Source organism: Bacillus sp. EB106-04-02-XG92, from assembly GCF_058791995.1.
Genome location: NZ_JBYTEA010000018.1, coordinates 24,372 through 48,010 on the forward strand (window position 1 = coordinate 24,372; position 23,639 = coordinate 48,010).

Below are 23,639 nucleotides of genomic sequence, written 5' to 3' on the forward strand. Positions count from 1 at the left end.
ACATATTTTTAAAATTAATTTCACTTTATTTTAAATAAAAGCCAAATAGCCGTTCATAAAGAACGACTATTAAGCATCTAACTAAAAATTTGAATATTTTTCATGTTAATCTATTTTGTTTAATCCCGTTGAAGTAACTTGATAGATTCTTTTTTTGCCTATATATTCTTGTTTATTATTCTCAAGGTTAGTAAGTGTAGCCCGAGCCTTTTCATTCACTGCTTCCCCTTCTATATGGGTAAACTCAATATAATCTCCCACTTTGACTGGCACAGTTTGGCTTTCAGCAGTTTGCTGTCTATTTCCCACTATTTCCTTATTGTACACAACACTACCGGATGAATTCTGTACTTTGATACTCGCATACGTATTATTAAAATAAGAATGTGGTACGCCTGCTTCTAAATTCACCTGCATTTTCTCTGTTACCCTATTATAATTTACTTTTGCAATTTCTCTATCACTATATCCTTTTAAAGACCAACTAAATTGATTTCCATCTAAAACCGTTGTTTCTGGCATTTTTTCTACTTTCTTCAGACCTTCTTTTGTAATTTCGTACATTGCTTTTTTTCCAAAGCTTTCTTGTTTACTATTATCTACATTTGTTAAAGTAGCTCTATGCACACCTTCTAGATGTGTTAACTCAATATAATCTCCTACTTTAACTGGAACTTTTTGCGATTCAGCATTTTGTTGTTTGTTTCCATAAATATCTTTATTGTATACTACTTTGCCTGATGCATTTTGCACTTTAATACTCGCATATGTTTCATTAAAATAATGATGCGGTACGCCTGCTTTTAAGTCCACTTGCATTTCTTCAGCCGACTTATTGAAATTGATTTTAGCAAACTCAAAATCACTTATTCCTTTTAGTGACCATGCAAATTGATTTCCGTCTAAAATTGTTGCTTCTGGCATTTTTTCTACTTTTTTCAGGCCTTCTTTTGTAACTTCGTACATTACTTTTTTTCCAAAGCTTTCTTGTTTACTATTATCTACATTTGTTAAAGTAGCTCTATGCACACCTTCTAGATGTGTTAACTCAATATAATCTCCTACTTTAACTGGAACTTTTTGCGATTCAGCATTTTGTTGTTTGTTTCCATAAATATCTTTATTGTATACTACTTTGCCTGATGCATTTTGTACTTTAATACTCGCATATGTTTCATTAAAATAGTGATGTGGTATTCCTGCTTTTAAGTCCACTTGCATTTCTCCTGCTGACTTATTGAAACTGATTTTAGCAAACTCGAAATCACTAATCCCTTTTAGTGACCATGCAAACTGACTTCCTTCTAAAATATTATTTGCATTAGGCACATCTGGTTTAATCGGATTAGAATCCGTCCCCTTCCAAATCTCTGCTGTTAAAATTGGATATCCCAATGCAGCTACTTTTTGAATCGTATCGTTATTCGGACGTAATCCCCACTTCTCAAAGAAAGGCATCAAATTTTGTTTGGCTACTTTTGATGCTGAAATCATAAATAATTGTTTTTTATTTTCATCAGTTTGTGGAAGTTCATTCGAAGGCATATCTCTATACAATTGATGCAGTTTAGGATAGAAGTCTTCTCCATATGCTAATTGTAGTTGCCAAAGCATAACAAGCTTAACAAAAACATCACTAACTTCGTCATAATTTTTATTAGGTTGTTCTAAGTATTGAAATGCCTTAGTATACGCACCCTCTTGTTGCAATCTATAAGGTTGATTAGATGTAAATGCTTTTTCTACAGAAAGGCTGTAAATATTATTTTGTACTTCTGTCATATTATAAAATTTCCAAGGTGATTGCTGTCTCAAATGCCCTGCCTCATGCCAAGGACCCCAACCATCTTTTATAAATTTATTAATATCTAACACGTATTGAATTGCATCTCCTACATATGCAGTTCGATAAGAAGTCGCATACATATAATAATCTGGTGAATGATTTTCTTCTACGTAATGAATATAATGCTTGTCTGCTTGTTCTTCGGATAATCCAGCTACTTTGTCTTGGATTCGGGTAGCTTCATCCATCTTTTTTAAGAGTTGTACAGGATCTGTATTAGAACCTAGCAAATATTTCTTAACACGTGCAGGGCTGGCCGTAATTAATACACGTTCTCCTTTTAACTCCACTGCATGTGCATTTGGATATTGGTTCAGCATATCTATTAAATCTTGTTTTGTATGCTTGCCTAGTTCAAAGAGAGGAGTAGTCGCTCCACCAGTTGTGACTGTTGTTCGAATGGTACCACCTTGTTGTTTATTGTAAAAATAAATCATTCCTCCATTTGGAGATTGGATTGTGTTTATACCTGGTTTTAATGTAAATGATTTTATTTTAGAATCTTCTCTCCAAGAAGCATCATACGAATACGTTCCAATGTATGCTTGAATATTTTGATTTCCTTCTACATTAATCGTTATTTGTTCATTTGGCTTTGCATATAAACCAGTCGGTTCATATGGACTAAATGCCATACTTTTTCTTTCCTGTTGTTTCAGTACCTCAACATCCCCTTTTCCTGGGACTGTAAACGCTCTGGTTTCTGACTTAACTGACTTTTCCCCTTGAAGTGATGTCGATATTTTATTTTGCTGCTGCGCTTCCTCTGCAATGATATCTGTTGTAGAAATCATTCCCGTTGCAAGCATAGTTACTGTAGCGGTGGCTGCAAGTATTTTTCTAGTTTTATGTTTTGAATTATTCCCCATATTTTCTCCCTCATTTTTCCTTAATGCACTTAAGGATTTTTGTTTTTTTATGTTTTTACAACTCAAGCGATTCATGCTATCTATGTTGTATCTTTCAATCTATTTTTTCTCATAATAATCTCCTTTTCTTTATTTATCATTGTATACAAATACTATTTGATGACACATTAAATAACAACTTTACGATAAACTCATCAATAACAAACTATTATGTTTTGATTCAACACCCTTAACTTCCATCTAATTGTATAAATGTATTCATTTGGCGAAATAAGTAAATAAATTTCAACATTTAAAGCTTATAATCTAGCGAAAAATTCATAAAAGTTTTTAACTTCAAAGGTTTAAATAATTGCAACCACATTTATTTAAACTTCCTTAACTTTTTTAAACTATTCTCTAAGAATCTTATTATTTATTGTAAATAAACCAGGTTGCTACTCAATATGTAAAAGAAAGGCGGAATCTTTAATCTGACTCCGCCTTCTTTGATATAAAAAGCATCTAATTCTATTAGAATTAGATGCTTACATTTAGTTCTTAAACCAAGCATTCTAAACTACTTATGCCCCTGTAAATCTTTTTTTATGTCCCACAATCGTGTAGCGTAACCAAAAATCTGAAGCAAGATAAAGTTTATTTAGGATGCAAATTTTTAAAGAACTTACGCTGGATCTTTAGAAAAAAGAAAAAATATTATATGAAATTAAACTTATATAATATTAGCTTGATGGGCATGGTGCACCGCCCACATTTTAATGCTCTTATAGACCAAGCGATTTTCAAAAAACGATAGCACAATTTAAATTGTAATTTTGATTTAAATAATGCGCTCTGAAACACTACTCTTCTTCTAAAATAGCGTAATAATATTCATCCCACCATTCATTTCCATGGGGTATACACTTCCTGAAATAGCCTTCTCTTCTCATTCCAATTCTCTCCATCAATCGATATGATGGGGTATTTTGTGGCTGACATGTCGCTATAATTCTATGTAATTTCATCTCCTTAAACCCATATTTCAATGTAGCTTGTGCTGCTTCAGAAGCATATCCTTTATTGAAATATTTAGGATTGAATACCCATCCAATCTCAAAAGTATGCTCACCAAAATATTTATGAAAAACAATATGACCAATCAGAATATTTTCATCAATCAGTACCACAGGAAAGTTCTCAGCATTTTCACCCATATTATTATTTACAAAGTTTCTTGTATCTTCTTCAGTAAAAACCCCTTCGGGTATGTATTTCATTACATTGCTATCTGATGTATACTCATGGACAGCTTGCCAATCTTTGAACTCAAAATTTCGTATTAATAATCTTTCTGCTTTATAAACATTTACTTTTCTCCTCTCAAAAAATTGTTTCTTTACTTCAAATCCACATTCAACCCTTAAACTAAAAAGAGCCTGTAGGAATCTCTACAAGTTCTTTTTAATTTAAGATGAATATATGAGACAAACAAACTATCTTACAGGTTCATCACTAAAACTACAGGAATAGTACTTTGACAAATATATCATATAACAAATATTAACATCTATATATTTTTGAAAATTATGCCAATTAAGAATTAAAATAGCTTTTTTACTATTCCCAATTTCGTTTACTACTAACTTCTTCTTACTTAAATAAACTGCTCGACCCGATTCTTTTGCAAATTCTTGCGAATGCGTAACAACAATTACGTACTTACCTTCTTGATGTTCAAGTTCTTGAAACAAATCAAACATTTTATTGCTGTTGGTCCAACAGCAATAAATCTATACAATTATATTTAATAATTTGAACTACCCCCACTTTCACTTCGTTTAGAAGTGAGGGATTCCTAAGTAAAGAGTTCTATCGAACTCTAATTGATTAGGCTAACCCCGCAGTCCCTGCGGTTAGAAGTCTTATTGCTTCATTCTTTATATTGATACTTGCGTTAAAATCCCTATCATGGTGTGTACGACAAGAAGGACAGTCCCATTTACGTAGGTTTAGATTTTTAACGTCTTTGTTTTGATATCCACAACAAGAACATAATTGGCTGGAAGCAAATGTTTTCGATACGACAATGACTTGTTTACCATACCATTTTACTTTATATTCCAACATGGTTCGAAACTGTGACCAAGATACTTCACTAATTGCTTTTGCTAACTTACGATTTTTTAACATATTCGATACTTGCAAATCCTCTATACCGATAACATCGTGGTTTTTGATGATTTCAGTTGAGATTTTGTCTAAGTAATCTTTTCTAGCATTTGATATGTATTCATGAATTCTAGCTACTTTTACTCGTTGTTTATTCCAGCGAGAAGATCCTTTCATTCTTCTAGAAAGGACACGCTGTGCTTTCGCCAACTTATCTTCTAATAATCGGAAAAACTTCGGATTTTCATAGGGTTTTCCATCTGACAAAATAGCGAAATCTTTGAGTCCTACATCTATCCCAATGTAAGAATGTGTTTTCGGAAGTTCTTGTACTTCTGTTTCAACTAATAGTGACACAAAATATCTGCCAGAAGGGTTTCGTCTAACAGTGGCATTTACAATACGTCCCTCTACTTCACGACTTTTGGCAAATCGAACAAGGCCTAGTTTCGGCAACTTTATTTTGTTCCCTACAACAGCAATATTTTCATTTGTTTGTTTTGTGGTATAAGATTGTACGTTGTTCTTCTTGGATTTGAAACGTGGGGCACTATTTTGTTTTTTGAAAAAGCGCGTATACGCATCCGTAAGGTTGCGAACAGACGACTGTATAGCAATACTATCCACTTCTTTGAGCCAAACAAAATCTTTCTTCATAGCAGGGAGTTTGGCAGAGCATGTACCATAGGTCAAGCCTTTTCCTGTCTCTTTGTATGTGTGATCCCATAAGGATAGAAAATGATTGAATACAAAGCGGGAACAACCTATTGTTTTATTAATTAGAATTGTTTGTGCTTGATTTGGATAGATACGAAACTTAAAGGATTTATTAATTATCATTTGATTCACCTCCATTTCGGTATATGACCATTATACACCAAACATATATTCGATAGATAGTGAAGTAACAATTTATGTATGTCGAACAAGGGATGGCTTCCTGCCATCCCTTGTTCGAAGCCAATTCATCTCCCACCTACTCACTTCGCGTTCCTTGAGGAAGGAGTCTTCTTGGCTAAAATGATAAAAAGAAAATAAAAAAGGTGTCTTATAATAAATAAGCAAAGGTCTTTACTTCATTGTAAGGGCTTTTATTTTTTATAAAAATCCATCCTAGAAATGTTATAATTACTCCATTCCTTTTATATTAATAAGAAGAATTTAAAAGGATTAGAATATTTAAAGAGGGGAGGAAATTACTAATGTATACACAAGACAATTTTTATAAAAAATTAATTGAGGAACAAAGGATAGTAAATATTATTCTACTCAACGGAGTTAGAATACCTGGAATCATTATTGCTGTGGATAAATTTTCAGTGCTAATCTCTAGCAATGGAAAACAACAATTCCTATATAAGCAAGCGATTTCAACAGTTGCCGTATAAACTACCGTAAGTTTTGATGTTTCATCATTAATATACTCCACTTTAAAATTAAATTTGAATTATATTATTGTAAGAAACAATAAAAAAGGAATCCTTATTAAAAGGATTCACCCCAGGAAGATATATAGAGAGAGATACATAAATAAAAAGAATTAAGTATATTATAATATAAAAACAAACAAAACATATTGAGAAACAAATAATCAGATTGAATTTTCTGAGTATTTGACATAAAATGAGTATGAGTCGAATAGCAACTAATCTCTAACCCTTGTATGAAAAAGAGATCGAGTATCATGATCTCTTTTTCATACGTAATTTTAGCCTGTGCATTCAGGCTCTTTTTATTTGATAGAAAAGAAAAATGTTTGCTATACTAAATGCGCACAAATATATGCAAAATCACAAATAAAAAAAGGGCAGCCTGGCATGGCTGCCCTTTTTTTATGTTTATTCCCGTAACCTACTATTTAGTTTAAGTTATTTATAAACCTAGTACACTAACAATCTGGCATGCTTTGGAATTTATAATATGATAGTACATCTCTAACCCTCTTCTTTCCGAGCGAAGAATCTTCCCACGCATCTTAGATAAATGCTGCGAAACAGTAGATTGAGGTATCTCTAATAGCTCCGTCAATTGTGTTACATTACAAATTTTGCGATGTTCTAATTCTTTCACAATTTGTAATCTAACTGGATGAGCCATAATCTTCAATAATTCTACATCCGCCTCTGGAATTTTGTGCATTTCTTTATTTATTTGCATTTCTGCCATATTTTATTTCTCCTTTTCTACATTCTTTATTATTTTTAATATCAATTTATTATTTGTACAAGTATATATAGTTCATAATCACTGAGCCATTTACTCTTCTTTATCTTTATGACCTTTTGCATATAGAAGTATTATGATGGCTAAAAATCCAACAAAAGATAGCATAGGTATCGAGATGAAGCCAAACAAATTCAAATAATTTTCTGTACAAGAAACGCCTACTGAACATATCTTCATTTCACTTGTAGGAAAAGCCTGAATTGTGATTTGATAAACGGCTATTAATAGGCCAATACATGCAAATGGAAATACATATGTACTTACATGTGGATCTTTTCTATACATACCTATACCTAATATTAATACTAATGGATACATGGCCATCCTTTGATACCAGCACAAATCACATGGAGGCAGCTTCATCCATTCACTAAAAAACAAACTTATGAGCATTGCACTAGTAGCTATCATCCAAGCAATTGCAATTTGATACTTTCGAATGATTGACATCCTATATTCCCCTCACCTGTCTTATTTAGAATGTAAAACGTTTGCTAATATATGACTAGTTTATTTCCGTATTTGGAGTACCCTGCTTCAATAGAAAGTATCCAATCATTGATATCTTCCCAATCATAACCCTTCTCTTTTAATTCTATAGGGAAAGATTTTCAACATTTTCACGCATTACATACATGGTTTCTAATGCTTTTTCTAGCGGATTGAATCTATATACAATATGTGTATGTACCCTTTTGTTTTTCTTTTTTGCTACCGCTAAATATACATACCGTCTCCCTTTCGCTAAAACGAACTTCAAAAATCCAGGTACTTGCTCACCTTTCGCACTCCTTTTTGGGTTTTCCATACCCTTATTAAAAAGAAAAGGTATGGAAAACTATTAAATCTCACTTTACTAATTTAATAAATGTCCCGTTTTTTTGATTTGAAAATACAAGAAGACGCTCATCATAACGATATTTATTACGCCAGCTGCAGCACCAATTTTGAAGATAACATACACATATTCATTACTACTAAAAGGTAATAGACTCGCGAAAATAAATAAAATTGAAATAATAAATGATAAGAGCATATTTCTTTTGTTTTCATTCATTCAAAAAACCTCCATTTTGTACGAATATCTATATTGCATAGATTAGGGTGCTAGGCCACATCATTATGGTTATAATGATGCTTATCTTCATCCACATACCTTTTATGCTCCACACACCAATCTTTGATGCCTTTGCTTCTTTTTTGCTTTCCAGCATTTGTGGAAACAGTACAGTGTTAGGTTTTGAAATGTAAGCTACAGTACCATATCCTGATTTGACCATTAATTCGTTGATATGTATCCCTTCACAAAATACATATGCCAATTTCCTACTATACTTGTCCTCTTTTGGTCCACGATCATAGACCAATGTTACACTTTTTCCATATAATTGTTTCTTTAGAAATAAGGATGCTTCTTTTCCTATCTTTTGTGGTGGAATTATTTTGAGATACAGATTCCGGGTATCCAATAAGAGCAATCTTACAGTCTAGTTCTGCCTATTTAAAAGCTCGTCTATCGTATCTCCATCCTTTAACTACCTTTCCTTTAACTATTTTTAAGCCTTTAAGTTTCTGAAATGTCAACAATACCTTTCCCTTCTGCGTGCTGTTGTATTCCTTTGTGTAGGATTCCGTCCGGCTTTGAATCATTTATTTGTGTCGAACTGCATGTAGTGATTTGAAAAAGAATGATGTAATACAAATAACCTTAATCCAAGACTTCATAATGTATTATCCTGCTAATTCTAGCTTGTAAAGTACACTATCACTCTAAAGACCATAATGCCATAAGATAAAATGTAGGAATAATAGACACAGAAAAACAAATAATTGCACTTTAGCATGACGTGATTTCCCCATGATAAAATGCGCCATAAAGCCAATGATAAATATAAGAATAAAGAAGTACGAACCTAGTTCAAAAAATACAGCTAATTAATATAAGTTGTTGATGTTTTCATTAATTACTCCTTTAAAAACCTATTTCTATATCTAATATAAAAAGAGGATATTTGCTGGATTCATTTCCTTATAATCACAACATAGACAAAATCGAACCCACTCTTTTAGATGTTCTTTATACGGACCCCTGAATGATTGCTTTTTACATTTGGCGCATGTTGATACTCACATCCCTTATTCTGCAACTCCACATTCCCAAAAGATACATATATTGTTGATATGTTATTTATAAACAATTCCCATTCCCGCTCTTTTTTCAGAAACTTATAGAAAACGAAAAAAAGGACACACCAATGGCATATGTATGCGTAGGTGTGTCCTTTTGCAAGATAGATTTAGAAGTATTTTGATACTTTCATCATATCATAAATCTTATTAATTTTATATACAAATTAATAATTTTAAAATATTCGTTATTTTCATTATAAAACGATTGTAGTTGAGGATGGTTTGATACTTACATTCATATATACAATTTGTTAATCCAATTGATGACCTGCTACTAAAATAATACCTCTTTACCGAGTATTTCTTTTACTATACTAAAAAAATTAACATGTTGAGGATTAACAGAAAAATTATTATGCATAGCGCATACTGATAACTTATACTGAACATCAATATCATATTGTCTAACAAAATATGGGATTTTTTTATTGTTTTTTATTATTTCAATTTGTTTAAAATCATTTTTTTTAACTAAAAAGGAATTCAGAGGAATTGTTAATCCTTCTCCCAAAGCTTTTACATAACTTTCCTTTATAGTCCAAAGCTCATAAAAATAATCTAGTTTCCTTAGTGGATTTATAGAAAGCAAATCATTATATTCTGCCTCTGCAAAAAAGCCTTTTGCTATATCAAATTCAATTGGCCTTATCCATTCAACATCTATACCAATTGAAAATTTATCTACAGCACAAACAACCCAATTACCCGAATGAGAAACATTAAATTCGAAATTAGAAAAATTATGTAAATACGGCTTTCCATAAAGATTATTTTTGAATTCAATTTCTTCATTTGAAATACTATATTTTCGCATAATCAAACTTCGAACAAGAAGGTCCGCAATAAGCCCCCTATAACTATCTTCTTCCCTGTGGAAATTTTCAATCTTTTTTCGTTTTTCATTAGAAACATAACCTAGTAATTGTTTAAATAATCTAGTTTCTATTTTATTAGGAATTCTTACAATATATACTTCTATCATTTAAACTCCACCTCCTTTTATAAACCTTTTAAGTTTCTTTAATAGATGTGCGAATACCAACGTGTAAAACTACGAAAAAAATTGGAGAAGAAACAAGGGAAATCATTCCCTTGTTGGTTTTTTTCTAATGAATTCCCCTAAAAAAACATAGAAATATTAAAGTCTCATTTATAATATTTCACTTTGAAAATCGGATGAACTTAATGTTTTATTTATTACTTTAACAACTTCTTCTGTAAAATCATTAATAAAAAAGTGCCCTCCCTGATACCCATAAAAATAGCATTGTTTACTAGTATAATCAGCCCACTCTATCAATCTTTGATTATCTACTAGCTTATCATCGTAACCGTATAGAATAGAAATATTAAATGTAAAAGGACTTATTTTTTCTTTAAGCTCATAAGTTTCAACTAGTTTAAAGTCTGCTCTAATAATCGGGAGAAACATATCTAATATTTCATCATAAGATTGTAATTCTAATGGAATTCCTCCTAAGTCTACTATGTATTTCTTTAGTTCTTGATCTGGTAAAGTGTAACGCTTTTGCTGATCTATAGTATGAACAGGTAGTCGCCCAGAGAAAAATGCATGTATTGGACTTATTCCTTTGACATCATGGATTTTCTGAATCATTTCATATACTAATAAAGCTCCCATACTATGGCCAAACATCGCAAATGGAGAACCATCTAAATTAGGTTTCATCAAATCGTAAATATCTAATACTGCTTCTTCCATACTTGTATATACGGGCTCCTTTAAACGTTTCCCTCTTCCAGCTAATTCAATAGGGATAATCTCGATACCCTTGTTTAAATAATCCTTCCAATTGTAGTAGGCTGACGAAGATCCACCTGCATGATGAAAACAAAAAAGCTTAATTTTTGAAACCATATTTCATTCTCCTATTATCATTTATCTTTAAATATATTAGATTTATCAACATTAATTTATTTGAAAACTTTATACCTGAAATAGGCATGTACATAACTTAAAATTGCTTATAAGCCTGCTTTTTAATTTTGTCTATTTTTTGGTTAATTTCGTAAATTTTTGCTAAAAGCTCCTCTTGCTCTTCTTCATTTACAGGACTATCTGCCAAGTAATTCTGCCTCTTGATTTCCAAATAGAAAAGTTCATTTTGCATTTCTACTGTTAATTTTAATTCTTTATTTTGTTTATCCCGCTCATAATCAGAATAAGAGCCTTCAAATACTCTTTTGCTTGTGCTTCCTAAATCTAGTATTCTATCTGCAATTTTTCTCAAAAAATATTTGTCATGTGAAACAGCAATTATCGTACCTGGAAATTCTTGAAGCGCCTCTTCAATCGTCTCTCTCGTCTCAATATCTAAATAATTATTCGGTTCATCGAGAATGAGTAAGTCAGCGCCGGAGAAATATAATTTTACAAAGGCGACCCTACATTTTTCACCCATGCTTAAATGAGATATTCTTTTGAGCACATTATCTCTTTTAAAAAGAAAACAGCCGAGAATTGTCCTTGCCTCTGTCTGAGTTAAATTAGGGATTTTCATAATATGATCCAATATTGTATCGCTTCCGTCCAGATCACTAAGCTCTTGTGAAAAATAACCAACTTTACATCTAGGATGAAGCTGTACCATTCCTTCTTCCGGCTGCTTCCGTCCTAAAATAAGCTGAAGTAGAGTAGTTTTCCCAGAACCATTTGGCCCAATTACAGCTAATCTCTCGGAGCGTTTCACATCTAAGTTAAAATCCTTAAAAAGAGGAATACCATCATATCCAAATTTCATTTGACGTATTTGCAAAAGACGTGAGGCTCCAAAATCTGTTTCATGAAAATCAAGCTTCACTCGATCTGCTTCTTTGTACTTTTCTATTTTATTTTTCTCAAGGCGATCTAATGCTTTTTCAAGCGCCTTAAATCGTGAGGCGCTTTTCGTTGCCCTCGATGAGAAATTATTTTTTTGCGCAGCAGAATCATCTTTTCCAGATGATTTTTGGGCTTGCTGGAACCATTGCTTATAACGGTTAATTGACTCTAATAACTCTTTCTTTTTTTGTTCCTGTTTGGCGTAAAGTTTCTGATGAGTTAATATTTCATGATCCTTCTGTTTTTTATATGCTGAATAACCACCTTTGTACTTTTTTGTTCCTCCTGCTGTCAACTCATACGTTACATCAGCCACCTGATCAATAAAATGTCTATCATGAGAAACGAACAATACGGTTGTATCACTAGCTTTAATCCAATTCGTAAGCCATTCAATTGCATCTTTGTCCAAATGATTGGTTGGTTCATCTAAAATTAAAAATTTTGGATTTTTGAGCATCGTCCTAGCTAATTGCGCCCTAGTTTTTTCTCCACCACTTAATTGACTATAAGGCATGTACCAGCTTGCTGGAGGCAACTGTAATTGACTCAGGTGCTTTTCAATTTCCGTTTGAAATTGAAAACCATCCATTGCCATAAAACGCTCATAAAATGTCGTGTATTCCTCCATCAAGCCTTCTAGCTCCTCTTTTGTTACAATCGACATCTTTTTTTGAAGCTCATCAATCTTCTTTTGATAAGTTGCCAGCTCAGGACGAACCAAACTAACATATTCATAAAGAGTCACATCCGCTAGTTCCTCCATCTGTTCAACCCATCCCCAAGCATCTGCAGGATACCTTCTCATAATTTTTCCCTTTTCTAATTGCACCTTACCAAATAGTGCTTTAAGCAATGTCGTTTTACCAACACCATTACTGCCAATAATAGCTACTCTCTGCTTTTCTTCTATATCTAAATGAACGTTTTCAAAAATCACCTTTTCATTTCTAGTAGCTTTACACCCTTCTGCTTTTAACATAAGCATTTTATCGTTCCCCCTTAAAACAATCCCCCCACCTTTCATAAGAAAAGTGAGGGTAATACCTATCCTATTAAATGTTTTTTATATGCATTTCTAAAAAATATCCTTTTTTCCTCATCATTGAAAATAGTTTCTTTATATAATCAACTGAAGGCTCTGGCCATTCAAAACCGCATTGTTTTAAATAGTGAACTGTTACATCACATTTACTTTTTACTACGGCACGATACGCCTCATTCTCCTTCACAATATAATAAGTAAATCCTAAAATCTTTTGATAGTTTTTTTCATTAGCATAGGATTCTACTAGCAATTCATACTCATGATCTGGCACCTTATTTATTTCAAATCCTCCTAAATTAAACATTTTCTGTATATTAATTTTATACGGATTATAAATATGAAAAACAGGCTTATTACTATAAGAGGAGGCAAGTTTTAAAATTGCTTCACTACATAAATCCACTGGTGAAACATCTAATAACTGGCCAACAATTTCCTCTGAAACAGCTCCTAGATGATAGATAGTTTCAAGTGTATTTGCGAATGCATTCTTCCTCAAATTCAATTGTACGCATCCATCTACGTGTCGCCCTGTAATCAATCCTATGCGATAAATAGTTGCATTCACCTCTTTACGAGCAACGGCCTGCATGACTTCATGCTCAGCTAAAAATTTACTTTTCACATAAACATTGTCATCTATCTCCTGCTCAATGAAAAAGTCTTCTTCAGTAAAAACTCTTTCCTCTTCACCTTTTGCGACATGACCTGCTACACTCATAGTCGAAATATAATGAAGTTTTTTATTGTCGCCTGCAAATTCCAATATTCTTTTTGTACCATTTATATTGAACTCTTTGAATTCGTTAAACTGTCCAAAGTGGTCCGTTTTAGCCGCGGCATGGAAAATATGCTCTGTCCGTTTTTTAATATCTTCGTACATGTCATAGGTTAAGCCGAATCGTTCTTTTGTTAAATCTCCGGCAACAATACTTAATCTGTCTGATGCTTGTTCTATCAAGTCAACACCCTTCGGAAAGTATTGTAAAAAGACTTGTTTGAGCCATTCTTCTGCTGTATATTGCTTATTTCCCCTTACTAAGCAGAAAATATGCCCCTGTGTTGTACGTAGTAACCTTTCCAGCAAATGAATGCCTAAAAATCCTGTTGCCCCGGTCAAAAATACGCCACTTTTGCTATGCAACCTTTTATCATCAATCAAACAAAGCTCTGCTGGACGGACATATACACTATCATCGATTTGGTTTTCTTCTCTTTCCGTTTGATCACAGATAGCAGCTATCGTTTTTCCGTCAAAAAAGTCTTGAATCGATATATCCCAGTCCTTATCCATCGTTAAGGCAAGAATCTTTAAAATATTGATAGAATTTCCGCCAAGTTCAAAGAAATCATCATGAATCCCTATAGAAGTAGAAGGTATATTTAGAACTTCTCCCCAGATCTCTCTCATTTCGGTTTCAAGTTTCGTTCTAGGCTCTATTTGCTGCTCTGCATCATTTTTTGCTTGTATCGGTTTTGGCAGTGCTATTTTATCTACCTTTCCGTTTTCAGTTAAAGGAAAGTAGTCAAGCTTTATAAATTGTGAAGGAACCATATAATCTGGAAGCCTTTCTGAAAGCTGGTTTTTTATTTCGTCAACGAAAAATGGCTGATCACATATAATGTAGGCAATTAATCTTGCAGCTGTCGTACCCATATTATTTTGTAAAAGATAGACATCCTTTATGCCCGGTAACATTTTTATAGCATGGATAATTTCCTGCAATTCGACTCGATATCCACGTATGTTGATTTGCTCATCCGCTCTTCCAATGTATTCAATTTTTCCATCTGATGTCCATCTCCCATAATCTCCGGTTCTATATAAACGTTCTTTTGTAACCGGATGATGTATGAAACGTTCTTTCGTCTCTTCACGACGATTCCAGTACCCTTTTGCTAGGCCAGCTCCTGCAAGACAAATTTCTCCCGTTACTCCTATTGGTTGCTCTTGAAATTGATCATTGACAATGTATACCCGGCAATTATCAATTGGCATTCCAATAGTTATGTTAGAATCGCTGTCAATTACACTACTTGTGGAAACGACTGTATTTTCTGTTGGTCCATAATTATTGACAAGTTTATAAGAATGGGATTTACAGGTTTTCAACGCTTCACCGCCAGTTAAAAGGATGCGAAGTGAGCTGTTTGTCAAATAAGAAAATTGTTCGTAATAGGCCGTAGGCATAAATGCAATCGTAACTTGGTGACGTTCAATAAAATCATTTAGCTGATATATGTCCTGCCGTACATGAGCATCGACGATGTAAAGAGATGCCCCATAAGATAGACAAGGGAATATTTCCCATACAGAGGCATCAAATCCAAAGCCAGCAAATTTCAAACAACGATCGGCCTCTGTTAATTGGAATCTCCTTTGATGCCATTGAACCAAATTCATTAATGAACGATGCTCAATCATGACACCTTTTGGATTTCCTGTAGAGCCGGAAGTGTAAATCATATAAGCTACATCATGCCCTTGTACTGTTATAGAATTGGACATTCCATTTTTCTCAAAATGATGGACATCCAAAAAAACCACTTCCTGTTCAAACCCTGTTAGCAAACTCTTATACTCAGATTCGGTCAGCAAGAAGGCAACTTCACTATCTTTCAAGATATAGTCGATCCGTTTTTTAGGATACGCTGGGTCTATAGGTACATAAACTGCTCCAGCCTGTAAAATACCAAAAATTCCTGCCAGCATATTGAATGATGGAGTTGTCATAATTCCAATCATCTCACCTTTTTTGATCCCTTGCTGCACAAGCCAATCAGCAATTGCATCAGCCTTTTCGTTTAATTCCTTATAGGTTAAAATATTATCCTGATGCACCGCTGCTACGCTATCTGGGTGATGTTCAGCCCATAATTTCATCATGGTGCACACCGTCTGATCAACCAACAATGGATAAGCAGTATCATTTACACGCTTAATTAATTGCTTTTCTTCATCTAAACGAAAATCAATTTCATACAAGTACTGTTCCGTTCCCGTCAGATATTGTTTAATGAGCTCCACGTAGTGTCTAGCCATCCTATCAATGTTCTCTACACGGAATAGGTTTGTACTGTATTCAATATTGATGTGAAATTCGCCGTTTAACTGAGTGACCTCAAATGTCAAATCAAATTTTGCTGTCTTTTGATCTGTTTGAAGCGGTGTCCATAAAGAAACTTCCTCTTCTGTATGAAACGAAAAGACTGTGTCAAATAATAAATTCCGATTAAGATTTCTTTTAATCTGTTTACGTTCAATAAATTCATCGAGTGGATAATCAGCATATTTCATCATACTATATACCTGATTTTTCACCTGCTCTAAAAAGCTAGCTATAGACATCTGTGGTGTTGTAACTGTTCTAATGGGCAGTGTATTCATTAATAGACCTATCGTATTTTCTAGGCCCATTTGACCTCTCCCTGAAACCGGGGTTCCTGTTAGAATGTCAGTCTGACCTGAATATCGATGAAGAAGTATCTGATACAATCCCAGGAACAAAACATAAGGTGTCATTTCCTGCTCTTGCAGCTTCTCTAGAAGACCACGTCCCATTTCTCGATCAATTGAAATCGATATATAATCTCCTTCAAACTGTTGAACCTTTGGCCTGCTAAAGTCAGTCGGTAGATTCAAAACAGGTAGCTGACCCTCCAGAATAGATTCCCAATGATTATTCGACTGGCTGTAATCTTGTTTTTGTTTCCATACTGCATAGTCCTTATATTGCACCTGTACAACAGGAAGTTCGGTTTTTTCATCAATATACAGCGAGGAAAATTCATTTAGTAATATATCTATTGATACACCATCGCAAATTATGTGATGTATATCCAAAAACAGCAAATGCTCTCCATTGTCTACCTTCGCTATTTTTACTCTCATGAGAGGTGCTTTTTTCAAATTAAAAGGCTTAGTCCACGTAGAAATCCGTGAAGGCACCTCATCTGCATTCAGTATTTCTTCTTCTATATTTAAATCAGAGTTTGCATGAACTATCTGTACTGCTTCACCATTTTTCACCTGGAAAGAGGTTCGTAAACTATCATGACGTTCTATTATTCTTTTAATCACTTTTTCTGTCTTTTGTTTTTCTAGCTTAAATGGCACTTTTAGAACAATAGGCATATTATAGGTTGTGTCAGCGCCTATTAAATGACTAACTGCATAAATGCGTTTTTGTGCAGAGGTCATCGGATACTCTTCGGCCTCTTTAGCCACTGATATGATTTCTCTTTTTGCTTGGCCCGTTTTGTCAATTTTATTAGCAAGCTCTTTTAAGAGGGGATATTCAAAAATATCCTGTAAAGAAATTGTTGTAAATAGTTGCTTTCTGATTTTGTTCATCAAATCTATAGCTTTTAAGGAATGGCCACCAGCTTTAATGAAGTGGCTATTTCTCCCAATTAGACTTGTCTCCAGTACCTCCTGCCAAATGGAAACGAGCGTCTTTTCAGTCTCTGTGCAAGGCGGTACATATGCTTTCTCTGTTTCTTTTTCAGGTATTGGAAGCAGCTGTTCATTTACTTTTCCGTTTGGCGTTAAAGGCAACTCATCTATTGTCATGAAATGCATAGGAATCATATATTCTGGTAGAGTTTGGGCCAGATTTCGTCTTATTTTCTCCGGTTCACTCTCTTTCTTCCACACGATATACGCACATAGATTTACTTGTCCTTCCTCATCATGATGAGCCACCACATAGCCATTCTCGATCTCATCCAACTCCACCAACTTCGCTGTAATTTCACCCGGCTCAATCCTCATACCCCGGATTTTGACCTGTTTGTCCAGTCTGCCAAGATATTCGATTGTCTGATCGCAGTGCCATTTAACAAGGTCACCTGTTTTATAGAGGCGCTCGTTTTGTTCGAACGGATCGGGTACAAAAGCACGATCCGTCTGATCTGGCCGGTTCAAATAGCCCCTTGCAATACCTGCACCACCAATATACAGTTCACCAGGAATGCCTGATGGTACGGGATTTCCATCTTCATCAAGAACATAGACTTTTGTATTGTCAATGGGCGCTCCCAATTTAATTATCCCTCTGTCCGGTGGACAGGACCATACAAGTGTATCTACCGTCGCTTCTGTTGGACCATAATGATTGTATAAATGGTACCCTTGCGATGTAATTTGGTTAGCCAATTGAGGATCCAACTTTTCTCCACCACAGATGACCACTTCTAAATTCTTAGCTTTTTTCGTTTGTCCAGCTAAAAGTGTACGTAAGGTTGCCGGAACGAATTGTGCAATGCGGACTTTGTGCTCATTCAAGAAATCGATTAGCGTTTCCTTTTGGAACACTACTTGTTCTTCCGCAATAACAACAACAGCTCCTGACATGAGCGGAATCAACGTTTCCTCCACACTAACATCAAAGGCAGAATTGGTCATATGGAGAATGGCATCTCCAGGAGCCACATGATACGTCCTTTCAAACCATTGCCATAAATTCAGTACACTGTGCTGTTCAATCAAGACGCCTTTTGGCTCCCCAGTTGATCCAGAGGTATAAATCATATAGGCTAGATGATGCCCTTTTGCCACTGAAGGTGGATTCGTTGTACGCTCTACTTCCATCCCCTCATCCAAATAAATCACTTTGCCTGAGTATGATTCTGTTCTTTCTTTCAGCACCGACTGTGTAAGCAAAAGAGGGACAGCGCTGTCTTTCAGCATATATTCAATACGGCTATCTGGATATTGAGGGTCAATTGGCACATAAGCTCCCCCCGCCTTTAAAATTCCCAGCATCCCGATGAGTAGATCAAATGATGGGCGAACCATGATGCCTACCAACATATCCGTTCCAACACCTTGTTGAATGAGGGCATGTGCTAGCTGATTGGCACGGCTGTTCAATTCTCCGTAGGAGAGGGATCTTCCTCTAAAAACAGCCGCTGTTTCCTCCGGACGCACCTCAGCCTGCTTTTCAAATTGAGCCGAGATAGATTGGTAGGAAGGCATCGGTACAAAGGTATCATTCATGCTGGCCAATAGCGCTTGTTCCTCCTGGGAAAGCAACCCGATTTCGCCAATCAATTGATGTGGATCGGCCAACACCGTCTGAATAAGATATTCAAAATTTTGGGCCATCTGTTCAATAGTCTCTTTTCTGAATAAACTTGTACTATATTCAAAATAGATGTCTAAATGGGAACTGTGTTCAAACACATCCAATGATAGATCAAATTGTACATTGGGATTGAAAACGTTTTGTATCTCCCATTGTGCAGCAATTTCTTCCTGCTCATGATGAAACGAAAACATAGTTTGAATAAGAGGAGTACCATTTGTCTTCCGTGTCATACTAGTTCGATTCATAATCCATTCTACAGGATCCATATCACATTCGAAGGCTGTAAAACAATGCTCCTGTACTTTTGAGAAAAATTCATTTACTGGCTGTGCAGACTGTAAATGAGTCCTAATAGGTAATGTTTTGACAAACATCCCAACAGTTTTATCAAAAATTGCATGATTTCTCCCAGCAGAAGGAGTACCGACTACTACATCTTTCTGTCCTGTATATTTAGAGAGCAAAAGCTGATACATTCCCAATAATAGTGAAAAGAGAGTTTGATTCTGTTGCAGAGCATACTTTTTCAATTGATTTGTTATTTCTTGATTAAGCGTTCTGATATAAAAACCACCCTCTGGCTGTGTTCTACTCGTCTGCTTCTCATCAAAAGGCAATGTCAAAACTGGAATATCATCCTTAAACTGCTGCTCCCAATAGGAAACATCCGCATCCATCTCATTCTGCTTTTCCCAAACAGCATAATCCTTATATTGGAGCGCAAGAGGAGGTAGTGGCTGATTGTGTTTATACAATTCAATGAATTCCCGTATAAAAATCTCAATTGATTGACCATCTGATATGATGTGATGCATATCAATAAACAGCAGGTGATCTCCTTGATACTCAAAAATTCCCGCTCTTAACAGCGGAGCCTGATGAAGATCGAATGGTTTTACCAATTTAGACATAAGCTTGTCCAGCTCGCCTTCACATACTTTTTCTCTCATCACTTCTACATTGGCAGAAGAGTGGATTCGCTGTACCAGCTCATCCCCAACCATATCAAAGGATGTTCTTAGACTTTCGTGGCGCTCAACAAGCATATTAAGTGTGTTCTGAACACGCTCAATGTGTAAAGTATGAGGAGCCTTTAAAAGGAACGGCATATTATAGCTCTGCTCCCCACCCGGTAAATGACTGACTGCATATATCCGTTGTTGATTTGCAGAAGCTGGATAATGGTCCTGAGGTGCAGCTGGGAGAATACCAAGCACTTCCCTATTTTTTTCTTGTTCAATCATTATCGCCATTTCCTCTAAATAAGGATGTTCAAAAATCTTTTTAATCGACAATTTAACCGATAACTCCCTCTCAATGGCCGCTATCAGAGAAACCGCTTTGAGTGAATGACCTCCCACTTCAAAGAAATGGGTACTAATACTAACAGGAGTTACCCCTAAAATCTGCTCCCACAATTCTGCTAGTTTTTTTTCTACGGCTGTTCTAGGTGCAATATATTCCTCCTCTTGTTCTAACATAAGTTCAGGAGCTGGCAGTTCTTTTTCATTGGTTTTTCCGTTCGGGGTGATTGGAAGGTCGTTTAATGGAATGAAAAAGGAAGGCAGCATGTAATCAGGTAGCTGTTGAGCCAAAGCGTCCCTTATCTCCTTTGATTCTTTCTTGGTATCAGACACATAATAAGCGCATAAATATGTTTCATCCCGCTCGCTTTTTCTTTCCATAACATACGATTTTTTTATGTTGGGGACGAGTAATAATTCGGCCGCTACTTCTTCTGGTTCAATACGGAAACCTCGGATTTTCACCTGACGATCAATTCGTCCTATAAATTCAATAGCTCCATCAGGAAGCCATCTTACCAAATCACCAGTTTTATACATTCTCTCCTGTTCTTTAAACGGATGTGTGACAAACTTCTCGTCGGTTAAATCAGGCCGATTCAGATATCCTTTGGCAAGAGCTTTTCCAGCTATGCATAGTTCACCAGGCAGCCCGATTGCTTGAAGTTGCCCATATTGGTTTAAAATTATGAGCTCTGTATCATTGAGCGGCTTTCCAATTGGAATAGTCCCTAATCTTTTATCAATAGATTGAATCTGATAAAAAGCGGCAAAAACAGTGCTTTCCGTCGGCCCATACACATGAATGAATTTGTTAGATCCAGATTCCTTTAAGGCTTGCTCGACAAAAGAAACCGTTACCTTTTCACCGCCGAACAAAACGTTATGAAGTCCATTAAAAGCTGCTGGATTTTCAGCTATGATTGCATTGAATAAAGCAGTAGTTAAAAACATGGTCGTAATCTTTTGTTCTACTAAGAATGTAGAAAGTTCTCTTGGTGACAGAATGATATTTGGGTCAATAAGGATTAACTCTGCTCCGTTCAATAATGCTGCGAAAATATCAAATACCGAGCCATCAAAAGATGGGTTAGATAATTGTAGAATACGATCCTCATTTGTCACATCTACATAATTCGTATTTACAGCCACCCTCATTACATTTTCATGTTTGGTGAGAATTCCTTTTGGCTTTCCTGTCGATCCTGATGTATAAATGACATAGGCAAGGTCTTGTACAGTGGATATAGAAGGAAGATTTTCACAATAGTCACCGCTATACATGTCATCTATAATCAGTACTTTTCCTGTATAAATAATAGAAGGAAATATATCCATATGCTTTTTTTGATCCGTAATAAGAATGGATATTCTCGAATCTTGAATCATATAATCTATTCGTTCCAGCGGATAATTTGGATCAATTGGGACATATGCTGCTCCTGCTTTTAAAATACCAAGAATGCCTATGATAAATGAGTGAGAGCGTTCCAGCATAACACCTACTAAGTCATTTGCTTGTACTCCAAGTCCTCGAAGCTTTTTAGCAAGCTCGTTAGCGCGACTGTTTAGTGTTTCATATGTAAGCGATTCTCCATTAAATGAAACTGCTGTTTTATTAGGAAACCAAGCGGCCTGCTGTTCAAAGCGCTCATGAAGGGTGAGATAGTCTTCAACCTTATTGTAATTAGACGTTTGAAATGTTTCAGTTATAAGTCTTTTTTCTTTTTCATCAATTAGCTCTATTTCACACATCCTCATATCAGGTGCCTCAATAATCTGTTCTAATATACGGATAAATCGTCTGCTTATATTACGGATTTCATCATTTTCATATACGTTTCGATTAAAATGAAAAATGATGTATTGTTCCTTCGGAGCAATAGTTAAATGAAAATCATAATTTGTTTGCTCAGTATCGTGGAATTCTTCTATGCGAAAACCAAAAAGTTCTTCGTCTGCTTCTGTTGAAGTATCATTAGACGGATAATTCTGAAAAACAAGCAAATGACTGAACAGATCTGTCTTAAATTCTGTCATTTTCTGAAGTTCAGCCAGAGAGCAATATGAATAGCGCTCAGACTCCAAGTTTGATTCTTGTACATTCTGTAGGAGCTGTGCAAAAGACATTTCAGGCTCCATCTTTATTCTGACTGGAATGGTATTGATAAATAATCCCACAGCATGCTCAATGCCTTCTAATTCAGGTGGTCTTCCAGATACAACTGATCCAAATACAACATCTTTCGATTGGTTGTAATGACTGAGCAAAAAAGCCCAAGCTGTCTGACATATAGTATGGACAGTGACTTTATATTGCTTTGATAGCCGCTCAAGACCTTGAAGCAAGTCATCATTTATTTTTTGATAAAACTCCCCTTTTTGAAAGCCTTTTTTTGTTGCCTTCTTGTAGAATCTCGGCATTTCTGTATTTGTCTCAAGTCCTTTTAAATATTCCCTCCAGTAGGCATGAGCCTTATCTTTATCCTGATTTTCAATCCATTGAATATATTTACTAAAAGAAAATGATTTCTTCTCTCTCACCGGCTCCTGGTGCAATAACGTAGCATATATCTCAAAGAATTCCTCTAACACCGCTCTAGAGCACCAGCCATCCAAAATAATATGATGATTCGTAAAAACAAGTATATGCTCAAGCTCGCTTAATCTCAGTACCTGTACCCGAAATAGAGGGCCAGTTACCAAATCAAACCCTTCCTTTAAATCAGATGCCAAGAACTTTTCGATAGCTTGCTCTTTATGAATTCCTTGTAAATGAGTATAATCATGCATTTGGATGAACATCTCTCTATTTTTGAATACAACTTGTCGAGGACGGCTTAGCTTAGAATGAATAAAAACTGTTCGTAACAAATCATGGCGCCTTACAAGAATATTTAAGCTATTTTCTGCAATGTCAAAATTAAACGTGCCGGAAATTTTCAGAGCCGATTGGACACAGTACGCTTGAAAATCTTGATCTTTATCGCTTAAATGATGAAACAACATACCTTCTTGCATAGGCGATAGCGGGTAAATGTTTTGGAAATTTTGTTTATTTTTCATTTTTC

At 35.0% G+C, this 23,639-nt stretch carries 11 protein-coding genes and 3 pseudogenes; 1 reads left to right on the forward strand and 13 read right to left on the reverse strand.

The annotated features are described in order from the left end of the window. Window positions 1-105: 105 nt before the first annotated feature. The 4 genes and pseudogenes from AC3WVA_RS26820 to tnpB all read right to left on the reverse strand — a co-directional run bounded on the left by AC3WVA_RS26820 (window position 106) and on the right by tnpB (window position 5,706). A complete protein-coding gene (locus tag AC3WVA_RS26820) occupies window positions 106-2,715 on the reverse strand; it encodes a putative mucin/carbohydrate-binding domain-containing protein (RefSeq protein ID WP_492322328.1) in 2,610 nt (869 codons plus the stop codon). An 842-nt stretch (window positions 2,716-3,557) separates the two neighbouring features. Next, the gene (locus tag AC3WVA_RS26825; protein WP_492322337.1) at window positions 3,558-4,037 is read right to left on the reverse strand and encodes a GNAT family N-acetyltransferase; all 480 of its coding nucleotides are present in this window, start codon (window positions 4,035-4,037) and stop codon (window positions 3,558-3,560) included. Window positions 4,038-4,322: 285 nt separating this feature from the next. Then, window positions 4,323-4,457 (reverse strand): annotated as a pseudogene (locus AC3WVA_RS26830) (ABC transporter ATP-binding protein); the annotation flags it as partial. A gap of 127 nt (window positions 4,458-4,584) precedes the next feature. Next, window positions 4,585-5,706 (reverse strand): IS200/IS605 family element RNA-guided endonuclease TnpB, encoded by a 1,122-nt coding sequence (gene tnpB / locus AC3WVA_RS26835; protein WP_492322329.1) that lies wholly within the window; start codon window positions 5,704-5,706, stop codon window positions 4,585-4,587. A gap of 362 nt (window positions 5,707-6,068) precedes the next feature. On the opposite strand from tnpB, the gene hfq reads away from it, so the two are divergent. Continuing rightward, window positions 6,069-6,254 carry an RNA chaperone Hfq gene (gene hfq / locus AC3WVA_RS26840; protein WP_087985476.1) on the forward strand — a complete coding sequence of 62 codons (186 nt, stop codon included), beginning with the start codon at window positions 6,069-6,071 and terminating at the stop codon, window positions 6,252-6,254. Between the two features lie 484 nt (window positions 6,255-6,738). Here hfq and AC3WVA_RS26845 read toward each other — a convergent pair whose 3' ends face one another. The 9 genes and pseudogenes from AC3WVA_RS26845 to AC3WVA_RS26885 form a co-directional block, all read right to left on the reverse strand. Further along, the gene (locus tag AC3WVA_RS26845; protein WP_088313889.1) at window positions 6,739-7,023 is read right to left on the reverse strand and encodes an ArsR/SmtB family transcription factor; all 285 of its coding nucleotides are present in this window, start codon (window positions 7,021-7,023) and stop codon (window positions 6,739-6,741) included. Between the two features lie 99 nt (window positions 7,024-7,122). After that, window positions 7,123-7,542: a disulfide oxidoreductase gene (locus AC3WVA_RS26850; RefSeq protein WP_492322330.1), complete on the reverse strand. Its 420-nt coding sequence runs from the start codon at window positions 7,540-7,542 to the stop codon at window positions 7,123-7,125. Window positions 7,543-7,586: 44 nt separating this feature from the next. Then, window positions 7,587-7,900, reverse strand: a pseudogene (locus tag AC3WVA_RS26855) (hypothetical protein). Between the two features lie 48 nt (window positions 7,901-7,948). After that, on the reverse strand, window positions 7,949-8,149 hold the full coding sequence (locus tag AC3WVA_RS26860; protein ID WP_087985472.1) for a hypothetical protein: 201 nt from the start codon (window positions 8,147-8,149) through the stop codon (window positions 7,949-7,951). A gap of 50 nt (window positions 8,150-8,199) precedes the next feature. Next, a pseudogene (locus AC3WVA_RS26865) lies at window positions 8,200-8,817 on the reverse strand (thermonuclease family protein). A gap of 739 nt (window positions 8,818-9,556) precedes the next feature. Then, window positions 9,557-10,264, reverse strand: a complete 708-nt coding sequence (locus tag AC3WVA_RS26870) for a 4'-phosphopantetheinyl transferase family protein (protein WP_341014120.1) — start codon at window positions 10,262-10,264, stop codon at window positions 9,557-9,559. A gap of 168 nt (window positions 10,265-10,432) precedes the next feature. After that, complete coding sequence (locus AC3WVA_RS26875) at window positions 10,433-11,161, reverse strand: thioesterase II family protein (RefSeq protein WP_098880626.1); 729 nt, start codon at window positions 11,159-11,161, stop codon at window positions 10,433-10,435. A 97-nt stretch (window positions 11,162-11,258) separates the two neighbouring features. After that, window positions 11,259-13,112, reverse strand: a complete 1,854-nt coding sequence (gene abc-f, locus AC3WVA_RS26880) for a ribosomal protection-like ABC-F family protein (RefSeq protein ID WP_167519274.1) — start codon at window positions 13,110-13,112, stop codon at window positions 11,259-11,261. Window positions 13,113-13,179: 67 nt separating this feature from the next. Then, window positions 13,180-23,634, reverse strand: coding sequence for an amino acid adenylation domain-containing protein (locus tag AC3WVA_RS26885; RefSeq protein ID WP_492322331.1), 10,455 nt, complete (start codon window positions 23,632-23,634; stop codon window positions 13,180-13,182). Window positions 23,635-23,639 lie beyond the last annotated feature (5 nt).

Bases quoted from the DNA above. Each gene is read 5' to 3' on its own strand.
- AC3WVA_RS26860 (WP_087985472.1), bottom strand. From the start codon at position 8,149: ATGAATGAAAACAAAAGAAATATGCTCTTATCATTTATTATTTCAATT.
- AC3WVA_RS26885 (WP_492322331.1), bottom strand. From the start codon at position 23,634: ATGAAAAATAAACAAAATTTCCAAAACATTTACCCGCTATCGCCTATG.
- hfq (WP_087985476.1), top strand. From the start codon at position 6,069: ATGTATACACAAGACAATTTTTATAAAAAATTAATTGAGGAACAAAGG.
- AC3WVA_RS26875 (WP_098880626.1), bottom strand. From the start codon at position 11,161: ATGGTTTCAAAAATTAAGCTTTTTTGTTTTCATCATGCAGGTGGATCT.
- AC3WVA_RS26850 (WP_492322330.1), bottom strand. From the start codon at position 7,542: ATGTCAATCATTCGAAAGTATCAAATTGCAATTGCTTGGATGATAGCT.
- abc-f (WP_167519274.1), bottom strand. From the start codon at position 13,112: ATGCTTATGTTAAAAGCAGAAGGGTGTAAAGCTACTAGAAATGAAAAG.
- tnpB (WP_492322329.1), bottom strand. From the start codon at position 5,706: ATGATAATTAATAAATCCTTTAAGTTTCGTATCTATCCAAATCAAGCA.
- AC3WVA_RS26870 (WP_341014120.1), bottom strand. From the start codon at position 10,264: ATGATAGAAGTATATATTGTAAGAATTCCTAATAAAATAGAAACTAGA.
- AC3WVA_RS26845 (WP_088313889.1), bottom strand. From the start codon at position 7,023: ATGCAAATAAATAAAGAAATGCACAAAATTCCAGAGGCGGATGTAGAA.
- AC3WVA_RS26820 (WP_492322328.1), bottom strand. From the start codon at position 2,715: ATGGGGAATAATTCAAAACATAAAACTAGAAAAATACTTGCAGCCACC.